This is a genomic window from Franconibacter sp. IITDAS19, from assembly GCF_023079515.1.
In the GTDB taxonomy this organism is placed as follows: Bacteria; Pseudomonadota; Gammaproteobacteria; order Enterobacterales; family Enterobacteriaceae; genus Franconibacter; species Franconibacter pulveris.
The window spans coordinates 522,227-539,875 of record NZ_JALJCP010000003.1; the positions used below are offsets into that span (position 1 = coordinate 522,227).

Below are 17,649 nucleotides of genomic sequence, written 5' to 3' on the forward strand. Positions count from 1 at the left end.
ACTGTTAGCGCCCTTAACACCCTCAATTGCCCGTGGTGCGCCTTAAGGCGACGATTAATGCAGGTCATCCCCGCTCTGACGGTGATAGCCTAATCCCCATACCACCAGATTTAGTAGGCCCACCGTCGCGCCCGCAAGGCAGACGCCGTTCCACCCGCCGTGCTGCCATGCCCAGGCCGACAGCAGCGAGCCTGCCGCGCCGCCGATGAAATAGCTGGTCATATACCCGGCGGTAAGGCGGTTACGGGCGTCCGGGTAGAGCCGGTAGATAACGCTCTGGTTAGTGATATGCACGCCCTGCACGGTGAGGTCCAGCACCAGAATGCCGACTATCAGCGCGATAACGCTGAACTGGCCGAGCGCCACCGCTGCCCACGAGAGCAGCAGCAGAATAAGACCGATGGTCGTGGTCAGGTGCGCTTTGCCTTTATCGGCAAGCCCGCCTGCCGGACGCGCGCCCAGCGCGCCCGCCGCGCCGGCAAGGCCAAACAGGCCGATGGTCCCTTCAGAGAAGTTAAACGGCGGCGCGGCGAGCAAAAAGGCCATCGAGGTCCAGAGAATGCTGAAGTTAGCAAAGGTGAAACAGCCGAGCAGGGCGCGGGTGCGCAGCAGCTTGTCGCGGGTGAACAGCGAGAAAACGGAAGCCAGCAGCTGCGGGTAATTAAGGTGCGTGTTCTGCTTCACGGCAGGCAGACCGCGCCAGAGGGCGAGGGCCATAATAACCATCAGCGCCGTCGCCACCCAGTAAACGGTGCGCCAGCCGCCAAGGCTTGCAAGCAGCCCCGCCACCGTGCGCGCCAGCAGGATGCCGAGCAGCAGGCCGCTCATGATAGTGCCTACCACTTTGCCGCGTTTTTCCGGGGCGGCAAGGGTGGCGGCAAGCGGCACGAGAATCTGCGCCACGACCGAGAAGAGGCCGGTCAGGGCGGTGCCAAGGATCATCATCGAGAGCGACTGGCTGCTGGCGGTGATAAGCATCCCGGCGGCGGCGAGCAGCGTCATCGACACAATCATCTTGCGGCGCTCGAACATATCGCCGAGCGGTACGAGGAACAGCAACCCGGCGGCGTAACCCAATTGCGCCGCGGTAACGATAAACCCGGCCTGGCCTGCGGTAAGCGAAAAGGCGCGGGCGATGGTATCCAGCAGCGGCTGCGCATAATAGTTGCTGGCGACGGTCAGGCCGGTGGCGACAGACATCAGCGCGATAAGCGCCGGGCTAAGTCCTTGAGATTTTGTAGTCATTGGTCTTTTTGTTGGGGGTAAATGCGTGGGCGATGCGCCCTTGCCATGGGGTAATATCATAACGAAACAACACGATAGCGCCATATTGTTGAGAAGTTGTTACGTGTCGGATTGTGCCTTTTGGCGCAGGCGCAGCGCCATTTGCACCGCGTAACGGCATAAGTGGGATAAGCGCAGCGCTATCCATCAGCAATGGGCAGCAGGAATGTTTATCGCCGCCCTGAAACAAAACACCCGCCATAAAGGCGGGTGTTTTTCAAAAGGCGTAAGCCATTATTTCTGCGCGGCCAGCGCTTCTTTGATCCAGCTGTCGAACTGCTGCTGGTGGGCTTTGATCCAGCCGTCGACGTGACCCTGGATATCCGCCTCTGAAGATTTGCCGCTATGCATCATCGCGTTCTCGGCGTTGATATCGGTAATCGGCAGCTTCATCACCGCGAACAGCTTCGCGGCCGCCGGGTTTTTCTGTGCCCAGGCTTTATTGGCGACGATGTGCATGGTGTTCACCGGGAAACCATAGTTCGCGCCGTTCGGCAGTTTGGTGTCGATATCTTTCTGCTCGCCCGGCAGTGAGGAGAACGGCACCTGCAGCCACACCACATCTTTGCCCGGCTTGAGGACGTCGCTCACCCAGTACGGCGTCCAGGTGTAATAAAGCACCGGCTTGCCTTCTTTGAAGCGGGCGATGGTGTCGGCCATCATCGCTGCGTAGTTGCCGTGGTTCACGGTGACGGTTTTCGCCAGGTCGAACGCTTCATTCTGATGGTTAATCACCGCTTCGCAGCCCCAGCCCGGCGTGCAACCCATCATGTCCGCTTTGCCGTCGCCGTTGCTGTCAAACAGCTTCGCAATCTTCGGGTCTTTCAGCTGCGCGATGTTGGTGATGTGATACTGTTCGGCGGTTTTTTTATCAATAAGGTAACCCTGCGCCGCGCCGGTGACATAAACCCCTTCGCGGTAAAACTTTTTGTCGCCGCCTGCCGCCGTGTACATATCGTCATGCAGCGGCTGCCAGTTCACGGCGGTAAAGGTCGCGTCCCCAGAGGCGATAGAGGTGTAACCCACGTTGTAATCCACTTCGCTCGGCTTGTTAACGGTGTAGCCGAGTTTCTCCAGCGCACGGCTCACAATCAGCGTCTGGAACGACTCTTCAGAGATAGTGCTCTGTATCGGCTGTACGGTAATGCCTTTGCCCGGCAGGTCGGCGGCGAAAGCGGTGGTGCTAACGAGTGTGGAAAAAGCTGTGGCGCAAAGAACAGAATGTCGCATCGTTATTCCTTTTATCGGTATGAATGGCGGCAGCACGAACTGCCTTCAGGAAAGGGACCCGGCGAACGGCGTCGCCGGGCAAACTGCATTAACGGGTGAACGGGCGGGTCAGCAGCCCCAGCGGCCCGGTGGCGTACCAGCGGCGGTTGCCTTTACTGCGCGCATCGCGGCCGACCGCCTGGGTCAGACGGTCCAGGATAATCGCAAGGATAACAATCCCCACGCCGCCCACGGTGGCGAGGCCCATGTCGAGACGGCCGATGCCGCGCAGCACCATCTGACCAAGCCCGCCGACGGCGATCATCGAGGCGATCACCACCATCGAGAGCGCCAGCATCAGCGTCTGGTTAATGCCCGCCATGATGGTTGGCATCGCCAGCGGCAGCTGCACCTTAAACAGCATCTGGCGCGGGCTTGAGCCGAACGATCGCGCCGCTTCGATCAAATCCTCCGGCACCTGGTTGATGCCAAGGATAGTCAGGCGCACCACCGGCGGCAGGGCGAAGATAATCGTCACCACCACGCCCGGCACGTTGCCGATGCCGAACAGCATGACGATCGGCACCAGATAAACAAACGCGGGGGTGGTCTGCATCGCATCCAGCAGCGGGCGAATAATTTTCGACGCTTTCGGGCTGCGGGCGAGCCAGATGCCCAGCGGCAGGCCTATCACCACGCAGAAGAGCAGGGCGGTCAGCACCAGCGCCAGCGTCACCATCGCCTGCGACCAGGCGCCAATCGCGCCGATGAGGACGAGCGAGATAAGCGTTGCCACGCCCATGCCGAGGCTTGAAATCTGCCAGGCGAGCAGCGCGAAGATAATGATCGCCACCGGCGCCGGCATGCCCAGCAGCAGTTGCTGGAAAGCGCTCAGGATATAATCCACCGGCACGCGAATGCCCTGGAACAGCGGGCGAAAGTGCATCACCACCCAGTCGATCCCCTGCGTTACCCAGCTGTCGAGCGGGATCAGCGTCTTGTGGAACGGATCGAGAATATTGAAATGCTCCGGCTGCGGCGCAGGCGCGCTGTTCAGCCAGTCGGCGCTGCCGCTTTCGGGCGCAGGCGTCGGGCTGCCCCACGCGTCGGCGCTGTTAGCGGCGGAGCTGCTCTGCGCCGCGCTGGTCGCGCCGGTATCCCACGGATTGTTTTGATCAGCCATTGTTTGCCCCCTCGCGATCTAAAGCCTGCAGCAGCATCCCCTTGGAGATAATGCCGATGTACTGTTGCGCTTCGCCGACCACCGGCACGGCGCAGGGCGCCATCCCGACTGGCGAGAGCAGTTCGCTAAGCGGCGTTTCGGCGCTCACCGCCGCAGGCGCGTCGAGCAGGGCGTTATCCAGCCCCTGGCCTGCCGCCAGCGCCGCTTTGAGGGAATCAATCGACACGGTGCCGACAAATTTATTGCCGCGTTCAATCACATAGCCAAATTCCCGGTCCTCATCCTGCAATAATTTAATTGCCGAACGCGGGCCGAAACCTGGCGTTTTGCGCAGCAACCCCACCGGGGTGCGGCGGGCAATATCTTTGGCACTGAAGACCTGGCTAATATCCACGCCGCGAAAGAACGTGCGCACGTAATCATTTGCCGGGTTATTCAGAATTTCATCCGGCGTGCCGACCTGCACCACTTCGCCGTTTTGCATAATGGCGATGCGGTCGCCAATACGCATGGCTTCATCAAGATCGTGAGAAATAAAGACAATGGTGCGCTGATGTTTCGCCTGTAATTTAATTAATTCGTCCTGCATTTCATTACGAATTAATGGGTCGAGCGCCGAGAAAGCTTCATCCATTAATAAGATATCGGGATTAATGGCGAGCGCGCGGGCGAGACCGACGCGCTGGCGCATGCCGCCGGAGAGTTCATCCGGATAAGCGTGCGCGTAATTTTCAAGGCCGACCTGGCGCAGCGCGTCCAGCGCTTTTTCCTGGCGCGCTTTCGCCGCCACACCCGCAAGCTCCATGCCAAAGGCGGTATTATCCAGCACCGTCATGTGCGGCATCAGGGCAAATGACTGGAAGACCATCGCAATCTTTTTCTTGCGCACCTCGCGAAGCTCGGCGTCTGAAATTTTGGCGATATCGACGCCATCAATCAGCACCTGCCCACGGGTGGGTTCAATCAGGCGATTGAGAAGGCGAACCAGGGTGGATTTTCCGGAGCCGGACAATCCCATGATCACGAATATCTCGCCTTCTTCAATGGCCAGAGTGGCGTCTTTTACGCCAACAGACAGCCCGGTCTTTTCCAGAATTTCTGCTTTCGATAAACCTTTATCTATATATTTAAAGGCGCGATGAGGATGTTCCCCAAATATTTTATACAGGTTTCTAATTTCTAATTTAATTGCCATGCAATATCAGTGTTCCCGTTATTTTATGCGCTAAACAATTCCTGATGGAAATAATTTCTGGGCCATACCCTAGCATACTCAGATTCTGAGACAACCCTTAATGTGGGATGCTTCCCATCCTATTGTTGTTATGGTTTGCCGTAACGCCCCATGATATAAGGGCTGAGAGAGAACTGCCGGGCAGGATAATTTTTTGGCAATCGTCTTGAAATGCCAACGGAAACCACAATATCGCGCCAAAAAAATGGCGGCGATATTAATACAAAGCGGCCAGGGGATATTAAGAGAGGAATGGCTGTTGCAGGAAATAATCGGCACGGAAATCAGGGGAATTATTTCCGTGCCGCAGCGCCTTAAAAATCCCAGTCTTCGTCGGTGGTTTCCACGGCTTTTCCGATGACGTAGGAAGAGCCGGAGCCGGAGAAAAAGTCATGGTTTTCATCGGCATTAGGCGAAAGCGCGGCGAGAATAGCCGGGTTGACCTCCGCCATTTCCGGCGGGAAGAGCGCGTCGTAACCCAGATTCATCAGCGCTTTGTTGGCGTTGTAGCAGAGGAAAGCGTTAACCTCGTTCGTCCAGCCCACCTCGCCGTAAAGCGCCTCCGTATAGGCCAGCTCGTTGTCGTAGAGATCCATCAGCATATCCAGCGCAAAGCTTTTCAGCGCGTCGCGGCGCGCGGCGTCCACTTTCAACAGCCCCTGCTGGTATTTGTAGCCGATGTAATAGCCATGCACCGCCTCGTCGCGGATGATAAGGCGAATGAGATCGGCGGTGTTGGTAAGTCGCCCGCGGCTCGACCAGTACATCGGCAGATAAAAGCCTGAATAAAAAAGAAAAGACTCCAGAAAAACGCTGGCGATTTTCTTCTTCAGCGGATCTTCGCTGCGGTAGTGCTCAAGGATAATCTGCGCCTTGCGCTGCAGCGGGGCGTTCTCTTCACTCCAGGCGTAGGCGGCGTCCACATCCTTCGTCTGGCACAGCGTGGAGAAGATAGAGCTGTAGGAGCGGGCGTGCACCGCCTCCATAAAGCTGACGTTCGAGAGCACGGCCTCCTCGTGCGGCGTGAGCGCATCCGCCATCAGCGTCGGCGCGCCGACGGTGTTCTGGATGGTGTCGAGCAGCGTCAGGCCGGTAAAGACGCGGATAGTTAACTGCTGCTCCTGCGGCGTTAAGGTCTGCCACGCTGGAATGTCGTTAGAGAGCGGCACCTTCTCCGGCAGCCAGAAGTTGCTGGTCAGGCGGTTCCACACCTCTAAATCTTTCTCATCCTGGATTTTGTTCCAGTTAATGGCGGAAATACGGCTTAAACGGGTCATGTTAATTCCTCACAGGGCGCACGAAACGCAGCCTTCGATTTCGGTTCCTTCCAGCGCCATCTGGCGCAAACGAATGTAGTAAAGCGTCTTGATGCCTTTCTTCCAGGCGTAAATCTGCGCCCTGTTGATATCGCGCGTGGTGGCGGTATCCGGGAAGAAAAGCGTCAGCGACAGCCCCTGGTCGACGTGGCGCGTCGCCTCGGCGTAGGTGTCGATAATTTTCTCCGGGCCAATCTCGTAGGCGTCCTGATAGAGCGCCAGGTTTTCGTTGGTCATAAAGGGCGCCGGGTAGTAAACGCGTCCAGTCTTGCCCTCTTTGCGAATTTCAATCTTCGAGACAATCGGGTGAATGCTCGACGTCGCATGGTTGATGTAAGAGATGGAGCCGGTCGGCGGCACCGCCTGCAGGTTCTGGTTGTAAAGACCAAACTGCATCACCTCGTCGCGCAGTCGTCGCCACATCTCCTGCGTCGGAATGGCGATGCCGGCGCGGTCGAACAGCGCCTGCACTTTGGCGGTTTTCGGCATCCACGTCTGCTCAAGATACTTATCGAAGTACTCGCCGCTGGCGTAGCGCGATTGCTCAAAACCCTCGAAGCGCTGCCCGCGCTCGCGCGCCAGCATCATTGAGGTGTGCAGCGCGTGCCAGGTGATGGTGTAAAAATAGATATTGGTGAAATCGAGCCCTTCCGGCGAGCCGTACGCGATACCTTCCCGCGCCAGATAGCCGTGCAGGTTCATCTGCCCAAGCCCGATGGCGTGCGACTTCGCGTTGCCCGCTTCAATCGACGGCACGCTGCGGATGTGGCTCATATCAGAGACCGCCGTCAGTGCGCGCACCGCCACTTCCACGGTGCGGCCAAAGTCGGGCGAATCCATGGTGTGGGCGATATTCAGGGAGCCGAGGTTGCAGGAAATATCTTTACCCACCTGCGCATAGTCGAGGTTTTCGTCGTACGTCGACGGGCTGTTGACCTGCAAAATCTCCGAGCAGAGGTTGCTCATGTTGATTCGCCCGGCAATCGGGTTGGCGCGGTTGACGGTGTCTTCAAACATGATGTACGGATAACCCGACTCGAACTGGATTTCCGCCAGCGTCTGGAAGAAATCGCGCGCGTTGATCCAGCTTTTACGCACCCGCTCATCCGTCACCAGTTGGTCATACATCTCCGTAACGGCGATATCGCCAAACGCTTTGCCGTAGAGGCGCTCTACGTCATAGGGGGAGAAGAGCGCCATCTGCGCGTTGGCCCTGGCGAGGTGGAACGTGACATCCGGGATGACCACGCCAAGCGAGAGCGTTTTGATACGGATTTTCTCATCGGCGTTTTCGCGCCGGGTATCCAGAAAGCGCAGGATGTCCGGGTGGTGGGCGTTAAGGTAGACCGCCCCCGCCCCCTGACGCGCGCCGAGCTGGTTGGCGTAAGAAAAGGCGTCTTCCAGCATTTTCATCACCGGGATCACGCCTGAAGACTGGTTCTCGATGCGCTTGATAGGCGCGCCCGCTTCCCGCAGGTTGGAAAGCGATAAGGCCACGCCGCCGCCGCGTTTGGAGAGCTGCAGCGCGGCGTTCACCGCGCGGCCTATCGACTCCATATTGTCTTCAATACGCAGCAGAAAGCAGGAGACCAGTTCGCCGCGCTGCATTTTGCCGCAGTTAAGGAAGGTGGGCGTGGCAGGCTGGAAGCGGCCGCTTAACATCTCCTGAAGCAGGCGGCTGGCGAGCGTTTCGTCGCCCTGGCCCAGCGTGAGCGCCACCATGCAGGCGCGGTCTTCGAAATGCTCCAGGTAGCGTTTGCCGTCGAAAGTCTTCAGCGTGTAGCTGGTGTAAAACTTCCACGCGCCGAGGAAGGTCTGGAACCGGAAGCCGCTCTCGTGCGCCTGCGCAAAAAGCGCGTCGACAAAGGCCGGGTTATAACGCTGCAACACCGTTTTGTCGTAATAGCCCTCCGCCAGCAGATAGTCGAGACGCGCCTGAGGGCTGGCGAACGCGACGCTGTTCGGCGCTACATGCTGCGCCATAAACGCCGCCACCGCGTCTTTATCTTTCTCAAACTGAATGCGGCCTGCTTTATCGTAAAGATTCAGCATGGCGTTCAGCGCATGATAGTCCGGCGCGCTCTGCGTTACGCGGGTGATTTCTGTCGTTGCCAAAATTCGCTTACTCCCTTACGCACGTTGTCGATATCGGCCTGCGTGCCCATCAGTTCAAAGCGGTAAAGGTAAGGCACGTGACATTTATGGGCGATGACATCCCCGGCGCGGCAGAAACCCTCGCCGAAGTTACGGTTGCCGGCGGCAATCACGCCTCGTAACAGCGATCGGTTATGTTCATCGTTAAGAAACTGGATAACCTGGCGCGGCACGGCGCCTGCCGTACCGCCGCCCCCGTAGCTGGGAACCACCAGGATGTAAGGCTCGTCTACCTGTAACCGGCTGTGCATATCGCGCGGGATACGCACCGCCGGCAACCCCAGACGCGTGATAAAACGGTGTGTGTTTTCCGACGCGCTGGAGAAGTAGACCAGCGTGCTCATGCGCTGGCCGCAAGACCGCCCGCCGGGCGCAGACGGTTGATCATGTCGGGGCGAAAGCCGCTCCAGCTGGTTTCATCCGTCACCACCACCGGCAACTGACGAAAGCCCTGAGCGCGCAGTTCATCAGCGGCCTGCGGCTGTTCGTCAATGTTGATCAGCTCAAAGCGCAAACCGCGGCTCTCCATGGCTCGTTTGGTCGCGTGGCACTGTACACAGTCATTGCGGGTGTAAATGAGTATACGCATGATTCGTATTTCCCTTGTGAATAGAAACCTGCCGCGCTACTGCGTGGAAGGATAGTGGTCGTTGTTAAAGAAGATACTAGATATAGTTGCTATAACTTTCAACCACGCAATATATGGGATTTTCCAATTGAAGAAAGTGGAATGATCAACGCGATGGCAAACCGCGCTGGCGGGCAAAAAGCCTGTAATAAGGGACTACAGCGGGTATGGTCCGGCGCGTTAAACGGGCTAAAATCGCTTTTTCGGGCAGGCCAGTCTCCTGTAATGGCCTGCAACTATTCACGAAAGTTATCCAGGTGAACAGACCATGAGGCAGGAGAAGGATTCATCCGGGCACGCGCTGCCGCGCTATCAGCAAATCGCCCGTCAGCTCACCCAGGCTATTCTCAGCGGCGAGCTGGCGCCCGGCAGTCGTCTGCCTTCCAGCAGGACCATGGCGCTGGAGATGGGCGTTGCCCGCGCTACTATCGAAAACGCCTATGGCGAGCTGGTGGCGCAGGGGTGGCTGGAGCGGCGCGGGCAGGCGGGCACGTTCGTCAGCCAGACGCTTTCTCCGGCGCAGCCTGGCTTTACTGCCAGCGTCGCGCCGGCTGGCAATGGCGAGCCGCTGCCGTTTCAGATGGGGCTGCCCGCGCTGGACGCGTTTCCCCGTGCGCTCTGGTCACGGCTGATGGGGCGCAGGCTGCGGCTGCAAACCCGTTTCGATCTCGCCGCGCCGCAAAGCGAAGGGGAAACCGCGCTGCGTCAGGCCATCGTCGATTATGTGCGTTTTTCACGCAGCATCGACTGCCAGCCGGAGCAAGTCTTCATCACCGCCGGGTACGGGATGGCGATGACGCTTACCATGCGCGCGTTGGCGCAGCCAGGCGACGGTATCTGGCTGGAAGACCCGGGGTTTCCGTTTATTCGTCCGGTGCTGGCGCAGGCGGGGCTGCGCTTCTGTCCGGTGCCGGTGGATGGCGACGGCATGAATGTTCGTGAAGGGATAAGACAACACCCGGACGCCCGCTTCGTGCTTATCACCCCGGCGCACCAGAGCCCGCTCGGGGTGGCGCTTTCACTCCCTCGTCGCCGCGAACTGCTCGACTGGGCGGCGCTTAACGCACGCTGGATTATTGAAGACGACTATGACAGCGAATTTCGCTACCAGGGCAGGCCGCTGCCGCCGGTGAAAAGCCTCGACGCCCCGCAACGGGTTATTTACGCAGGCTCTTTCAGCAAATCGCTTTTTCCTGCGCTTCGCACCGCCTGGCTGGTGGTGCCGCCCCAGTGCGTGGCGGCGTTTCAGGCGGCGGCAAAACAGCTCCCCTGCACGGTGCCGCCGCTTTACCAGCAGACCATCGCCGATTTTATCCGTGAAGGGCATTTCTGGCGGCATCTCAGGAAAATGCGTCACTGCTATGGGCAACGTCGCCAGTGGCTGGAAAGCGCGCTGGCGGAACAGGGGTTCAGCGTCACGCCGCAGCAGGGCGGCATTCAGCTTGTGGTGCCGGTCGAGCGTGAAGACAGCGAACTGGCGGGCAAGGCGGTCGCCGCCGGGCTGGCGGTGCAGGCGTTGAGCGACTGGCGTATCGCGCACCCAGGCGAGAAAGGATTAATCATGAGCTTTACAAACATCGCAACGCCCGAGCAGGCGAGGAAACAGGCCCGTGCGTTACGCGAGGCCTTAAAATAAAACTCCCCGGCAGGGCCGGGGAGCGAAAGCGATTAACGGCGGCAGGAGGAACCCGCCAGCAGGGCGCCGAGGAACAGGCCGACAGCCGCGCCAATCCCTACGCTTGACCAGGGTTTTTCACGCACGAACGTATCCGCGCAGCTTACGGCATCGCACGCGGCCTGCGACACGCGGTTGCGGCCCTGCATGCGGGCGCGGGTTTCGCGCAACAGCGATTCAGCTTTACGGCGAGCGTTATCCGCTTCGTCTTTGGCATCACTGCCCCAGGACTTCAGGAGTTCCTCAAGGGAATCTGCCAGACGGCTCACATCGTCGTTAATTTCTTGTACGCCTTCTTGGGCATCTGTACGGGTAAATTTGTTAGCCATTTTGAATCCTCCTTTTCAGTCATGTAGTTAACAGTGTAGACCACATTTTTGCCGCTTGAAGCCCGTCACGCCTTGTTCGGGCGTTTATGGACTTTTCCGAAAGCCCTGCTAATGCTGCTTATTGTAAGGTTGCGATGCAGTAAGAAAATGACGAGGAAAAGGTATGTATTTACGACCCGACGAGGTGGCGCGCGTCCTGGAAAAAGCTGGCTTTACAATGGATGTGGTGACGCCCAAAACCTATGGTTACCGCCGCGGTGATAATTATGTGTATGTGAACCGCGAAGCGCGTATGGGCCGCACTGCGCTTATCATTCATCCGACGCTTAAAGAGCGCAGCTCATCGCTTGCGGAACCGGCTTCGGAAATGAAAACCTGCGATCACTATCAGCAGTTTCCTCTGTACCTGGGCGGCGAAGCGCAGGAGCATTACGGTATTCCGCATGGGTTTAGTTCACGCATGGCGCTGGAGCGCTATCTCTCCGGTCTCTTTGGCGACCAGTAAAAAACGCGACAGGCTTTACCCTGTCGCGCTGCTTTTCTTCATCACGCTTGCGCGCTAACCGGCGCAGCGCTCACCCGGAACAGGCGACGGCAAAACTCCAGGAAATAGCCATAGGCTGCGCCCATCAGCATCGACACCACCATATTGGAACTGACGGCGGTGACAATCTGCTGCCAGTCCGCGCCAACAAACAACAGAATGGCGGCGTAAACCGGCGACTGGAATGTCACATAGGCCAGCATATCCGCCAGGCTTCTGACCGTTCGCGCCGGGCTCAGCCGCTGCGCCTGTCGCATCATGACGTCACGATAAATGCCGTACGGAAAAGCGATCACGATATTCACCGGAATGGACACTAAGCGTGAAGAGAGCGATTGCTGGAAGCTCATCCCGGAGATAAAAATTTCAATCATCATCCCCACAATGAAGCAATACACTACCATGGCGACCGTGTCGGCAACGGCGTGACGCAGGCGAGAATGCGGCGAAAACATCTTTATTACTCCTCAGGGAAAGCAGCGTGATAACCCAGCAGAATGGCGGGTGATTAGTATTATGCAAAGGGGTTTGCGTATGATGTCAGGTTATATGACTACATATAAACAGACAATTAGCGGTTTATTTTTATTTAAAGCCGTTTGGTTAACAAAATGCTTTTAACAAATCGTTTTGGCCCTCCGATCGTGATTTTTTGTTGCTAACCTAAATTATTTATTTAAAAACAAGAGTTTAAATTTTTTTATTGTGGTTATTCATCTTTGGGTGAACGCCAGGCGTATCGCTTTACAGAGTGGAATCTGCTGAATGAAACGATTCAGGCGCGCTGTCGTCTTTTAATTTTACAAGTCAGCTTTTTACAGGATTTTGTTCTGTTAAATGGCGTGGGTAATTATTCATTTTTATGACTATTTATGCGGTTTTGCTCGGGCTATTGCTCTGCGCTTCACTCGTGCGCAGACCTATTCACGCTGGTTATTTAATAAGCCCGTTGCAAAAGAGAGTTTAACCAAAGTAACCCCACCGCCCGCGGCGCGGCGCTATGCTGAGCGCCATGTTAAGTACTCAGGATAAAACTATGCTTAGTGTTTACGCTCAGGGACTGGCGGAGCTTGAAGAGGCGCTGATTGCGCTTTGTGGTGAGGGGGAGCCGAAACAGCGCCTGCTGCGCTTCTGGCTGGTGTGGCTAACGGCGACGTCGGCTCAGCAAATTCCCCCGCCTTTACGCCAGATGTTTGTCGATATTAAAACGCACTTCTGCGATGAAGAACGCGGCGCCATCACCCTTCACAGCGAAGCGGCGCTGGCGGAATTACGCAGAAAAATCGTGACGTTTTACCGGGAGTGGGGCGCTTATATGGCGCTGGCATGCCCCCAGGAAAATGCAGGAGAAAAAAGCGAGCTGGCTGAAAAAAACTAACCCCCTCGCCGGAGGGGGCCCACGGCTTAGCAAACGCCAAAGTCGCCTTCTTCGTTGTAAAGCGCAACATCCGCCGCTTTCAGCGTAAATTTCTCGCCGTTTTCGTCATCGGCGCGCACGGCGACAACCTGGTCGCTGTGCACTTCCAGAACTTTAAGCTTCGGGCCGCCGAGACGCGGCTGCACCAGATCGCCTGGCTGGAACATATTCACCTCCTGAATTGTTTAAGTCGTTCAGCAACATTAGCGCAGGCCAGCGCGTGCCGACAAGCGGATTAGTAACGCGCTCGTTATTAGCATGATAAGAAAATGTTGTAGTGGCGAATTTTTCCGTTTGCAACCCGCTAACCTGCAACGTTTACAAAAACGATGCGAGGCGTCCCGCAGTGCTGAATCACGCTGATCAGTAATCAGAATTTGGCTCGGGCCCGGCGCCCGCTTCCGGCAGTACACTTTCGTTACTATAAAGAGTGCGGCGCGCCCCGGCTGCGCAGACAGATAACGTTGTTACAGGAAGCGGCAAACTATGCAAACAGAACAACCAAAATGTCATCCCGTAATGGAAAACCGGACGCCTTCTCTGTTTCAGGGGAATCAACCGTTCTGCGAAACAGAGCAGCAGTGCAGGGTTAACGAGTCGGAAATCTTCGCCCCGCCTTATCAGCCGTTGAGTTTTAAAAGCCTGGCGAAACGGGGTTATGCAGACCGCCGCATGTCAGGCACGCCCGATGAAGACGCGCCTGAAGAGACGGTTTCTTTATTGAACCGTGTGCAGGCGCTTCGCTCGCAGGGGGAGCATTGTAAAAGCTATGCGTTGTTAACAAACGCCGCGGAAGGGAATGACCCTTTCATCCTGACAGAGCTGGCTATCGCCAGCGCTTACTGGGGCGACGTCGATACGCTTAATCATGTGGTTTCGCTTATAAACACCCTGTCGCTGCCTCATCATCAGGAGCGCGAGCAAGCTGTGCGCTTGTCTGCGTTCCTTCTTTCTCAAGGCGACAGCGTAGCGGATTTAAAGCGCATCGCTTTTCTTATGATGAACATTGCAGATAAACACCGCTTGCCCCTTGGCGGTGCCTGCATTGACTGTTTTGAGGAAGGAACCCTGACGCTCTCGGTAACGGTGGAAACCACAGATCCCGACCAGCTTTCTGTGCTTAATAACGAAATGATAAGCGGCTTAATCGCGCATAGTCTGCAAATGAGCCCATGTTTCGGCTACTTTGTGGCGTAGGGGAAACCATGGCAGTTGAACACACCTGTTTTTTCCATCTGGCGCAAGCGGCGCTGGAGAAAAACGGCGAAGCGTGGACGCGAAGCGCCATCAGCCGCGCTTACTATGGGATGTATCACTCCGCAATGCGCGTCACCGGCAATCGGATCCCTGTTAAAACGCTCTCTGGAGAAAGCTTACCCGGAGGCGTTCACCAGCGGCTGTATACCTTCTTATGCAGCGGAGAGGCCGCGCAGGTCAGCGGCTACGATGTGGCAAGCATGCAGGAGATCGGTTTGAAGCTAAAGCAGTATCACGAGCAAAGAATCAAAGCGGATTACCGGCTGTATGAAAAGCTCAACCGGATCACCGCCATTACTGCGCTCAGGGAAGCGGAAAAGGTTGATGATATGGTTAATCAGTTATTAAAGCCGCGCAGGTAAACCATCACCTTCCATTTTTAACCCGCATTCCGGCGGGTTTTCTTTGTGTGCTCAACGTTCAGGGCATTCCTTTCCCCTTGTTTTTACACTATGCCTGGACGTAATACGCTGCGTGGCCGCGCGGCACCAATACGCTGGTAGCGATCCTGTTCGTCGAAATAGCGAGCTGGCCAGATTTCAGCGGCGGGAACGCCGAGCGCGTCGGCGATCGGCTGTTCACCTTTCGGCCACGGGTGCGAGTGAGGGCGTTGGCAAGCGTGGATGAACTCAGACCGTGCGCACGTGAAAGGGCCGCGAGGCGGGTCTTGCGCTTTTTAAGGGCGGAGACGGTATCAGCAGAATTTTTTTAATCCCAAACAGGGATAATCGCATCGTTTTATTCTCTGTATACCCGCGTTAGTAACCGTAAAGTCCTGTATGGCAGGTAGCGATTTGCGCCACAGCAGCTAGACTTAATAAAAATTGATGTTTTTACAAGAACCTGCAAAAAACAATACAGGAGTAACTATGGGATTCTGGAGAGTCATTATTACTATTATTCTGCCGCCGCTGGGCGTGTTGATTGGCAAAGGGTTCGGCTGGGCGTTTATCCTGAACATCATCCTGACGCTGCTGGGCTACATCCCTGGCCTCATTCACGCCTTCTGGGTGCAGACGCGTAATTAAGCCCGCCCAACGCCGCATAACATAAACAGAAAAGCCCGCTTCAGCGGGCTTTTTGTCAGGCAGGGGGCAGACGGCACAGTCTCTTAAGGCGCAATTCGCAACATCATAGCCATTGAAAACGCACGGAGAGCGTCAACAGGAGACCCGCGGCAGCCAGACAGTTAAGGAGAATGACAGTTTTGCTGGAGACGTTCATTTTGCGAACCTGTAACAAATAAAGGTGAATGTAAAAATGCGATAAAAGATAAACGATCAAAAAGTCAGCCAATAACTACCACCAAAGGTAGTTGAAACCGCACAAGATGCAAAAAAATTAGCAGGATAATTAACTGACATCATTAATATTGTAAAAAAGCTAATTTTTACAGCAGGTTATTTCGATTCCTCCCCGCCAGGATGTTTCCCGCTTTTTCTCTCCCGCAGTGATGGCGATCACAGATGTACTATGCTGAAAACGTACCGCTTTACTGTCTTTCCACTGTCTGAAGGACAACGGATTACTTTTGTCACCAGGGAACCCGTCACACGTGAAAAATAAAACCTATCGATCCCCCGCCAGAGAAGACGGCTACGCTGAGCTTGGCGATTACGCCGCGATTGGCGAGGGCCGCTCGGTCGCCTTAATCGCCCCGGATGGCGCCATCGACTGGTGGTGCGTGCCTGACCTGGATTCACCGCCGCTGTTTGACCGTATCCTGGATGCAAACCTGGGCGGTTTTTTTAAGCTGGCGCCGGAAGAGGAGTGGGAGATGTCCCGCAGCTACCGCGACGACAGCAACGTGCTGGAGACGCGCTATACCACTGCCTCCGGCGAAGTGCTGATCACCGAGTCGATTAACAGCACCTTCGCCGGGCGTTTACCGTGGAGCGAGCTGGCGCGTCGGGTTGAAGGAATAAAAGGCGAAGTGCGGCTGCGCCTTGAGATGAAACTCGGCACCCAGGCGGAGAAACTCTCGCCGTGGCTCGACAGGGTGCAAAAGAAGCCTGTTTTTCACGCAGGCGACCTGATGGTGATGCCGCGCTTTTCCGATGAGGTAGTTATCGACCGCAGCGACGATGAAGGCCTTGTCGCTACGCTCACCACGTCGCCCGGATCGCGCGCCGTGGTGGGGCTGGTGGCGACGGAAAAAGAGCCGCTGGCGGTACCGCCCGTCGGGAAAATCGACCAGCGCATCGAGACCAGCCACGCCGCCTGGTGCGACTGGGTCAACAACCTCACCTGGGAAGGGCCGTTTCCAGAACATATTAAGCGCTCTGCGCTGGCGCTGAAGTTTCTCTGGTACGCGCCGACCGGGGCGCTGGCCGCCTCCGCCACCTGTTCGCTGCCGGAAGGCCTCGGTAAGGAAAAAAACTACGACTACCGCTACGCCTGGGTGCGCGACGCCTGCTTAATCATTAAATCGTTCGTTTATCTCGGCGCGCTGGAGGACTGTAAAGCCGCGTTCTCGTGGCTCACCTCCACCATCATCCGCCACGACGCCGAACTGCGCGCCTGCTACACATTGCAGGGCGATTTTGTGCCCGCAGAGCGCTACCCGGAGCTGGAGGGATACCGGGGCTCGAAGCCGGTGCGGGTCGGCAACAACGCCCGCACCCAGCAGCAGCTCAGCATGTATGGCGATCTCCTCGCCACCGCCCGGCTCTTTATTGAGGTCGGCCACGTGCTGGATCTTGCCACATCGCGCCTGCTGGGCCACCTGGCGAACCGCTGCGCGGACTCCTGGCGCCAGCGCGATTCCGGCATCTGGGAACTGCCCGAAGAGCAGCACTACACCCATTCGAAAATGGCCTGCTGGCTGGCGCTTGACCAGGCGGTGGCGCTGGCGGAAGGCGGGCACATCGAGCCGACGTGGAAAGGGCGCTGGGAGCGCGAGCGCGACCGCATCCGCGACTGGGTAGAGGAGCACTGCTGGAGCGAGTCCCGCCAGGCTTACACTTTTTACCCGGGCAGCGAGCGGCTCGACGCGGCCATTACGCTCACGCATTACTATGGCAGCCGGGTCAACCGCAAGCGCATGCTCGCCACGCTGGAGGCGATTTATCAGGAGCTGGGCCACAACAGCCCGATGCTCTACCGCTATTCCGGTGTGGAAGTGGAAGAGAGCACCTTCGTCGCCTGCGCTTTCTGGCGCGTCGAGGCGCTGGCGGAGCTGAAAAAAACCGGGCAGGCGCAGAAAGATATGCAGGAAATCCTGGATACCCTTTGTAACACCGGCAATATCCAGATCTTCAACGAGATGTACGACACCCGCACGCAGAGCTGGCGCGGCAACATGCCGCTTGGGCTGAGCCACCTGGCGTTTATCTGCGCGGCCAATGCGCTTTCAGATAACAACCCCGGCCACCGCGTATAAAAAAAAGAGGCCCGCGGGCCTCTTTTTTTCAGGGTGC

The 17,649-nt window shown here is 57.0% G+C and carries 20 protein-coding genes and 1 pseudogene; 8 read left to right on the forward strand and 13 right to left on the reverse strand.

The window, feature by feature from the left end:
* Nucleotides 1-54: 54 nt before the first annotated feature.
* From MT962_RS12150 to nrdH, 8 genes are all read right to left on the reverse strand, one after another.
* On the reverse strand, nucleotides 55-1,245 hold the full coding sequence (locus MT962_RS12150; protein ID WP_028019997.1) for an MFS transporter: 1,191 nt from the start codon (nucleotides 1,243-1,245) through the stop codon (nucleotides 55-57).
* Between the two features lie 273 nt (nucleotides 1,246-1,518).
* Nucleotides 1,519-2,514 (reverse strand): glycine betaine/L-proline ABC transporter substrate-binding protein ProX, encoded by a 996-nt coding sequence (gene proX, locus MT962_RS12155; RefSeq protein WP_247365686.1) that lies wholly within the window; start codon nucleotides 2,512-2,514, stop codon nucleotides 1,519-1,521.
* Nucleotides 2,515-2,602: 88 nt separating this feature from the next.
* Entirely contained in the window at nucleotides 2,603-3,676 is a 1,074-nt protein-coding gene (proW, locus tag MT962_RS12160; RefSeq protein WP_024561423.1) for a glycine betaine/L-proline ABC transporter permease ProW, read from the reverse strand.
* Nucleotides 3,669-4,871, reverse strand: coding sequence for a glycine betaine/L-proline ABC transporter ATP-binding protein ProV (gene proV / locus MT962_RS12165; RefSeq protein WP_024561422.1), 1,203 nt, complete (start codon nucleotides 4,869-4,871; stop codon nucleotides 3,669-3,671). Before proV ends, proW begins: the two co-directional genes overlap by 8 nt.
* A gap of 353 nt (nucleotides 4,872-5,224) precedes the next feature.
* Entirely contained in the window at nucleotides 5,225-6,187 is a 963-nt protein-coding gene (gene nrdF / locus MT962_RS12170; RefSeq protein ID WP_247365687.1) for a class 1b ribonucleoside-diphosphate reductase subunit beta, read from the reverse strand.
* A 9-nt stretch (nucleotides 6,188-6,196) separates the two neighbouring features.
* Entirely contained in the window at nucleotides 6,197-8,341 is a 2,145-nt protein-coding gene (gene nrdE / locus MT962_RS12175; RefSeq protein WP_247365688.1) for a class 1b ribonucleoside-diphosphate reductase subunit alpha, read from the reverse strand.
* The gene (gene nrdI / locus MT962_RS12180; RefSeq protein WP_024558441.1) at nucleotides 8,314-8,724 is read right to left on the reverse strand and encodes a class Ib ribonucleoside-diphosphate reductase assembly flavoprotein NrdI; all 411 of its coding nucleotides are present in this window, start codon (nucleotides 8,722-8,724) and stop codon (nucleotides 8,314-8,316) included. The genes nrdE and nrdI overlap by 28 nt, the downstream gene beginning before the upstream one ends.
* Nucleotides 8,721-8,969, reverse strand: a complete 249-nt coding sequence (gene nrdH, locus MT962_RS12185) for a glutaredoxin-like protein NrdH (RefSeq protein WP_024558440.1) — start codon at nucleotides 8,967-8,969, stop codon at nucleotides 8,721-8,723. The genes nrdI and nrdH overlap by 4 nt, the downstream gene beginning before the upstream one ends.
* Before the next feature lie 307 nt (nucleotides 8,970-9,276).
* Here nrdH and MT962_RS12190 point away from each other — a divergent pair, with 307 nt between their 5' ends.
* Nucleotides 9,277-10,644, forward strand: coding sequence for a PLP-dependent aminotransferase family protein (locus tag MT962_RS12190; protein ID WP_048887651.1), 1,368 nt, complete (start codon nucleotides 9,277-9,279; stop codon nucleotides 10,642-10,644).
* Nucleotides 10,645-10,676: 32 nt separating this feature from the next.
* On the opposite strand, the gene MT962_RS12195 is transcribed toward MT962_RS12190, so the two are convergent.
* Complete coding sequence (locus MT962_RS12195; RefSeq protein WP_024558438.1) at nucleotides 10,677-11,012, reverse strand: DUF883 family protein; 336 nt, start codon at nucleotides 11,010-11,012, stop codon at nucleotides 10,677-10,679.
* Nucleotides 11,013-11,175: 163 nt separating this feature from the next.
* On the opposite strand from MT962_RS12195, the gene MT962_RS12200 reads away from it, so the two are divergent.
* Nucleotides 11,176-11,517, forward strand: coding sequence for a DUF2002 family protein (locus tag MT962_RS12200; RefSeq protein ID WP_024558437.1), 342 nt, complete (start codon nucleotides 11,176-11,178; stop codon nucleotides 11,515-11,517).
* Between the two features lie 41 nt (nucleotides 11,518-11,558).
* Here MT962_RS12200 and MT962_RS12205 read toward each other — a convergent pair whose 3' ends face one another.
* A complete protein-coding gene (locus MT962_RS12205; protein WP_247365690.1) occupies nucleotides 11,559-12,011 on the reverse strand; it encodes an L-alanine exporter AlaE in 453 nt (150 codons plus the stop codon).
* A gap of 382 nt (nucleotides 12,012-12,393) precedes the next feature.
* Between MT962_RS12205 and MT962_RS12210 the strand changes: the two genes are divergently transcribed.
* A complete protein-coding gene (locus MT962_RS12210) occupies nucleotides 12,394-12,588 on the forward strand; it encodes a hypothetical protein (protein WP_247365692.1) in 195 nt (64 codons plus the stop codon).
* A 4-nt stretch (nucleotides 12,589-12,592) separates the two neighbouring features.
* The gene (locus MT962_RS12215; RefSeq protein ID WP_024558435.1) at nucleotides 12,593-12,934 is read left to right on the forward strand and encodes a hypothetical protein; all 342 of its coding nucleotides are present in this window, start codon (nucleotides 12,593-12,595) and stop codon (nucleotides 12,932-12,934) included.
* Nucleotides 12,935-12,960: 26 nt separating this feature from the next.
* Here MT962_RS12215 and MT962_RS12220 read toward each other — a convergent pair whose 3' ends face one another.
* On the reverse strand, nucleotides 12,961-13,140 hold the full coding sequence (locus tag MT962_RS12220; protein WP_024558434.1) for a hypothetical protein: 180 nt from the start codon (nucleotides 13,138-13,140) through the stop codon (nucleotides 12,961-12,963).
* Nucleotides 13,141-13,459: 319 nt separating this feature from the next.
* Here MT962_RS12220 and MT962_RS12225 point away from each other — a divergent pair, with 319 nt between their 5' ends.
* On the forward strand, nucleotides 13,460-14,170 hold the full coding sequence (locus MT962_RS12225; RefSeq protein ID WP_247365694.1) for a hypothetical protein: 711 nt from the start codon (nucleotides 13,460-13,462) through the stop codon (nucleotides 14,168-14,170).
* Between the two features lie 8 nt (nucleotides 14,171-14,178).
* On the forward strand, nucleotides 14,179-14,592 hold the full coding sequence (locus MT962_RS12230) for a hypothetical protein (RefSeq protein ID WP_247365696.1): 414 nt from the start codon (nucleotides 14,179-14,181) through the stop codon (nucleotides 14,590-14,592).
* A gap of 83 nt (nucleotides 14,593-14,675) precedes the next feature.
* Here MT962_RS12230 and MT962_RS12235 read toward each other — a convergent pair.
* Nucleotides 14,676-14,935, reverse strand: a pseudogene (locus MT962_RS12235) (helix-turn-helix transcriptional regulator); the annotation flags it as partial.
* Between the two features lie 164 nt (nucleotides 14,936-15,099).
* Here MT962_RS12235 and MT962_RS12240 point away from each other — a divergent pair.
* Nucleotides 15,100-15,258 (forward strand): YqaE/Pmp3 family membrane protein, encoded by a 159-nt coding sequence (locus MT962_RS12240; protein WP_034882227.1) that lies wholly within the window; start codon nucleotides 15,100-15,102, stop codon nucleotides 15,256-15,258.
* A gap of 103 nt (nucleotides 15,259-15,361) precedes the next feature.
* Here MT962_RS12240 and yncL read toward each other — a convergent pair whose 3' ends face one another.
* Entirely contained in the window at nucleotides 15,362-15,454 is a 93-nt protein-coding gene (gene yncL, locus MT962_RS12245; protein WP_071788503.1) for a stress response membrane protein YncL, read from the reverse strand.
* A 331-nt stretch (nucleotides 15,455-15,785) separates the two neighbouring features.
* On the opposite strand from yncL, the gene MT962_RS12250 reads away from it, so the two are divergent.
* Nucleotides 15,786-17,612: a glycoside hydrolase family 15 protein gene (locus tag MT962_RS12250; RefSeq protein ID WP_247365698.1), complete on the forward strand. Its 1,827-nt coding sequence runs from the start codon at nucleotides 15,786-15,788 to the stop codon at nucleotides 17,610-17,612.
* Nucleotides 17,613-17,649: the final 37 nt, after the last annotated feature.

Bases quoted from the DNA above. Each gene is read 5' to 3' on its own strand.
- MT962_RS12210 (WP_247365692.1), top strand. From the start codon at position 12,394: ATGGCGTGGGTAATTATTCATTTTTATGACTATTTATGCGGTTTTGCT.
- MT962_RS12205 (WP_247365690.1), bottom strand. From the start codon at position 12,011: ATGTTTTCGCCGCATTCTCGCCTGCGTCACGCCGTTGCCGACACGGTC.
- MT962_RS12220 (WP_024558434.1), bottom strand. From the start codon at position 13,140: ATGTTCCAGCCAGGCGATCTGGTGCAGCCGCGTCTCGGCGGCCCGAAG.
- MT962_RS12215 (WP_024558435.1), top strand. From the start codon at position 12,593: ATGCTTAGTGTTTACGCTCAGGGACTGGCGGAGCTTGAAGAGGCGCTG.
- MT962_RS12195 (WP_024558438.1), bottom strand. From the start codon at position 11,012: ATGGCTAACAAATTTACCCGTACAGATGCCCAAGAAGGCGTACAAGAA.
- proX (WP_247365686.1), bottom strand. From the start codon at position 2,514: ATGCGACATTCTGTTCTTTGCGCCACAGCTTTTTCCACACTCGTTAGC.
- proW (WP_024561423.1), bottom strand. From the start codon at position 3,676: ATGGCTGATCAAAACAATCCGTGGGATACCGGCGCGACCAGCGCGGCG.
- yncL (WP_071788503.1), bottom strand. From the start codon at position 15,454: ATGAACGTCTCCAGCAAAACTGTCATTCTCCTTAACTGTCTGGCTGCC.
- nrdI (WP_024558441.1), bottom strand. From the start codon at position 8,724: ATGAGCACGCTGGTCTACTTCTCCAGCGCGTCGGAAAACACACACCGT.
- MT962_RS12190 (WP_048887651.1), top strand. From the start codon at position 9,277: ATGAGGCAGGAGAAGGATTCATCCGGGCACGCGCTGCCGCGCTATCAG.
- MT962_RS12225 (WP_247365694.1), top strand. From the start codon at position 13,460: ATGCAAACAGAACAACCAAAATGTCATCCCGTAATGGAAAACCGGACG.
- MT962_RS12240 (WP_034882227.1), top strand. From the start codon at position 15,100: ATGGGATTCTGGAGAGTCATTATTACTATTATTCTGCCGCCGCTGGGC.
- MT962_RS12150 (WP_028019997.1), bottom strand. From the start codon at position 1,245: ATGACTACAAAATCTCAAGGACTTAGCCCGGCGCTTATCGCGCTGATG.
- MT962_RS12200 (WP_024558437.1), top strand. From the start codon at position 11,176: ATGTATTTACGACCCGACGAGGTGGCGCGCGTCCTGGAAAAAGCTGGC.
- nrdH (WP_024558440.1), bottom strand. From the start codon at position 8,969: ATGCGTATACTCATTTACACCCGCAATGACTGTGTACAGTGCCACGCG.
- proV (WP_024561422.1), bottom strand. From the start codon at position 4,871: ATGGCAATTAAATTAGAAATTAGAAACCTGTATAAAATATTTGGGGAA.
- MT962_RS12230 (WP_247365696.1), top strand. From the start codon at position 14,179: ATGGCAGTTGAACACACCTGTTTTTTCCATCTGGCGCAAGCGGCGCTG.
- nrdF (WP_247365687.1), bottom strand. From the start codon at position 6,187: ATGACCCGTTTAAGCCGTATTTCCGCCATTAACTGGAACAAAATCCAG.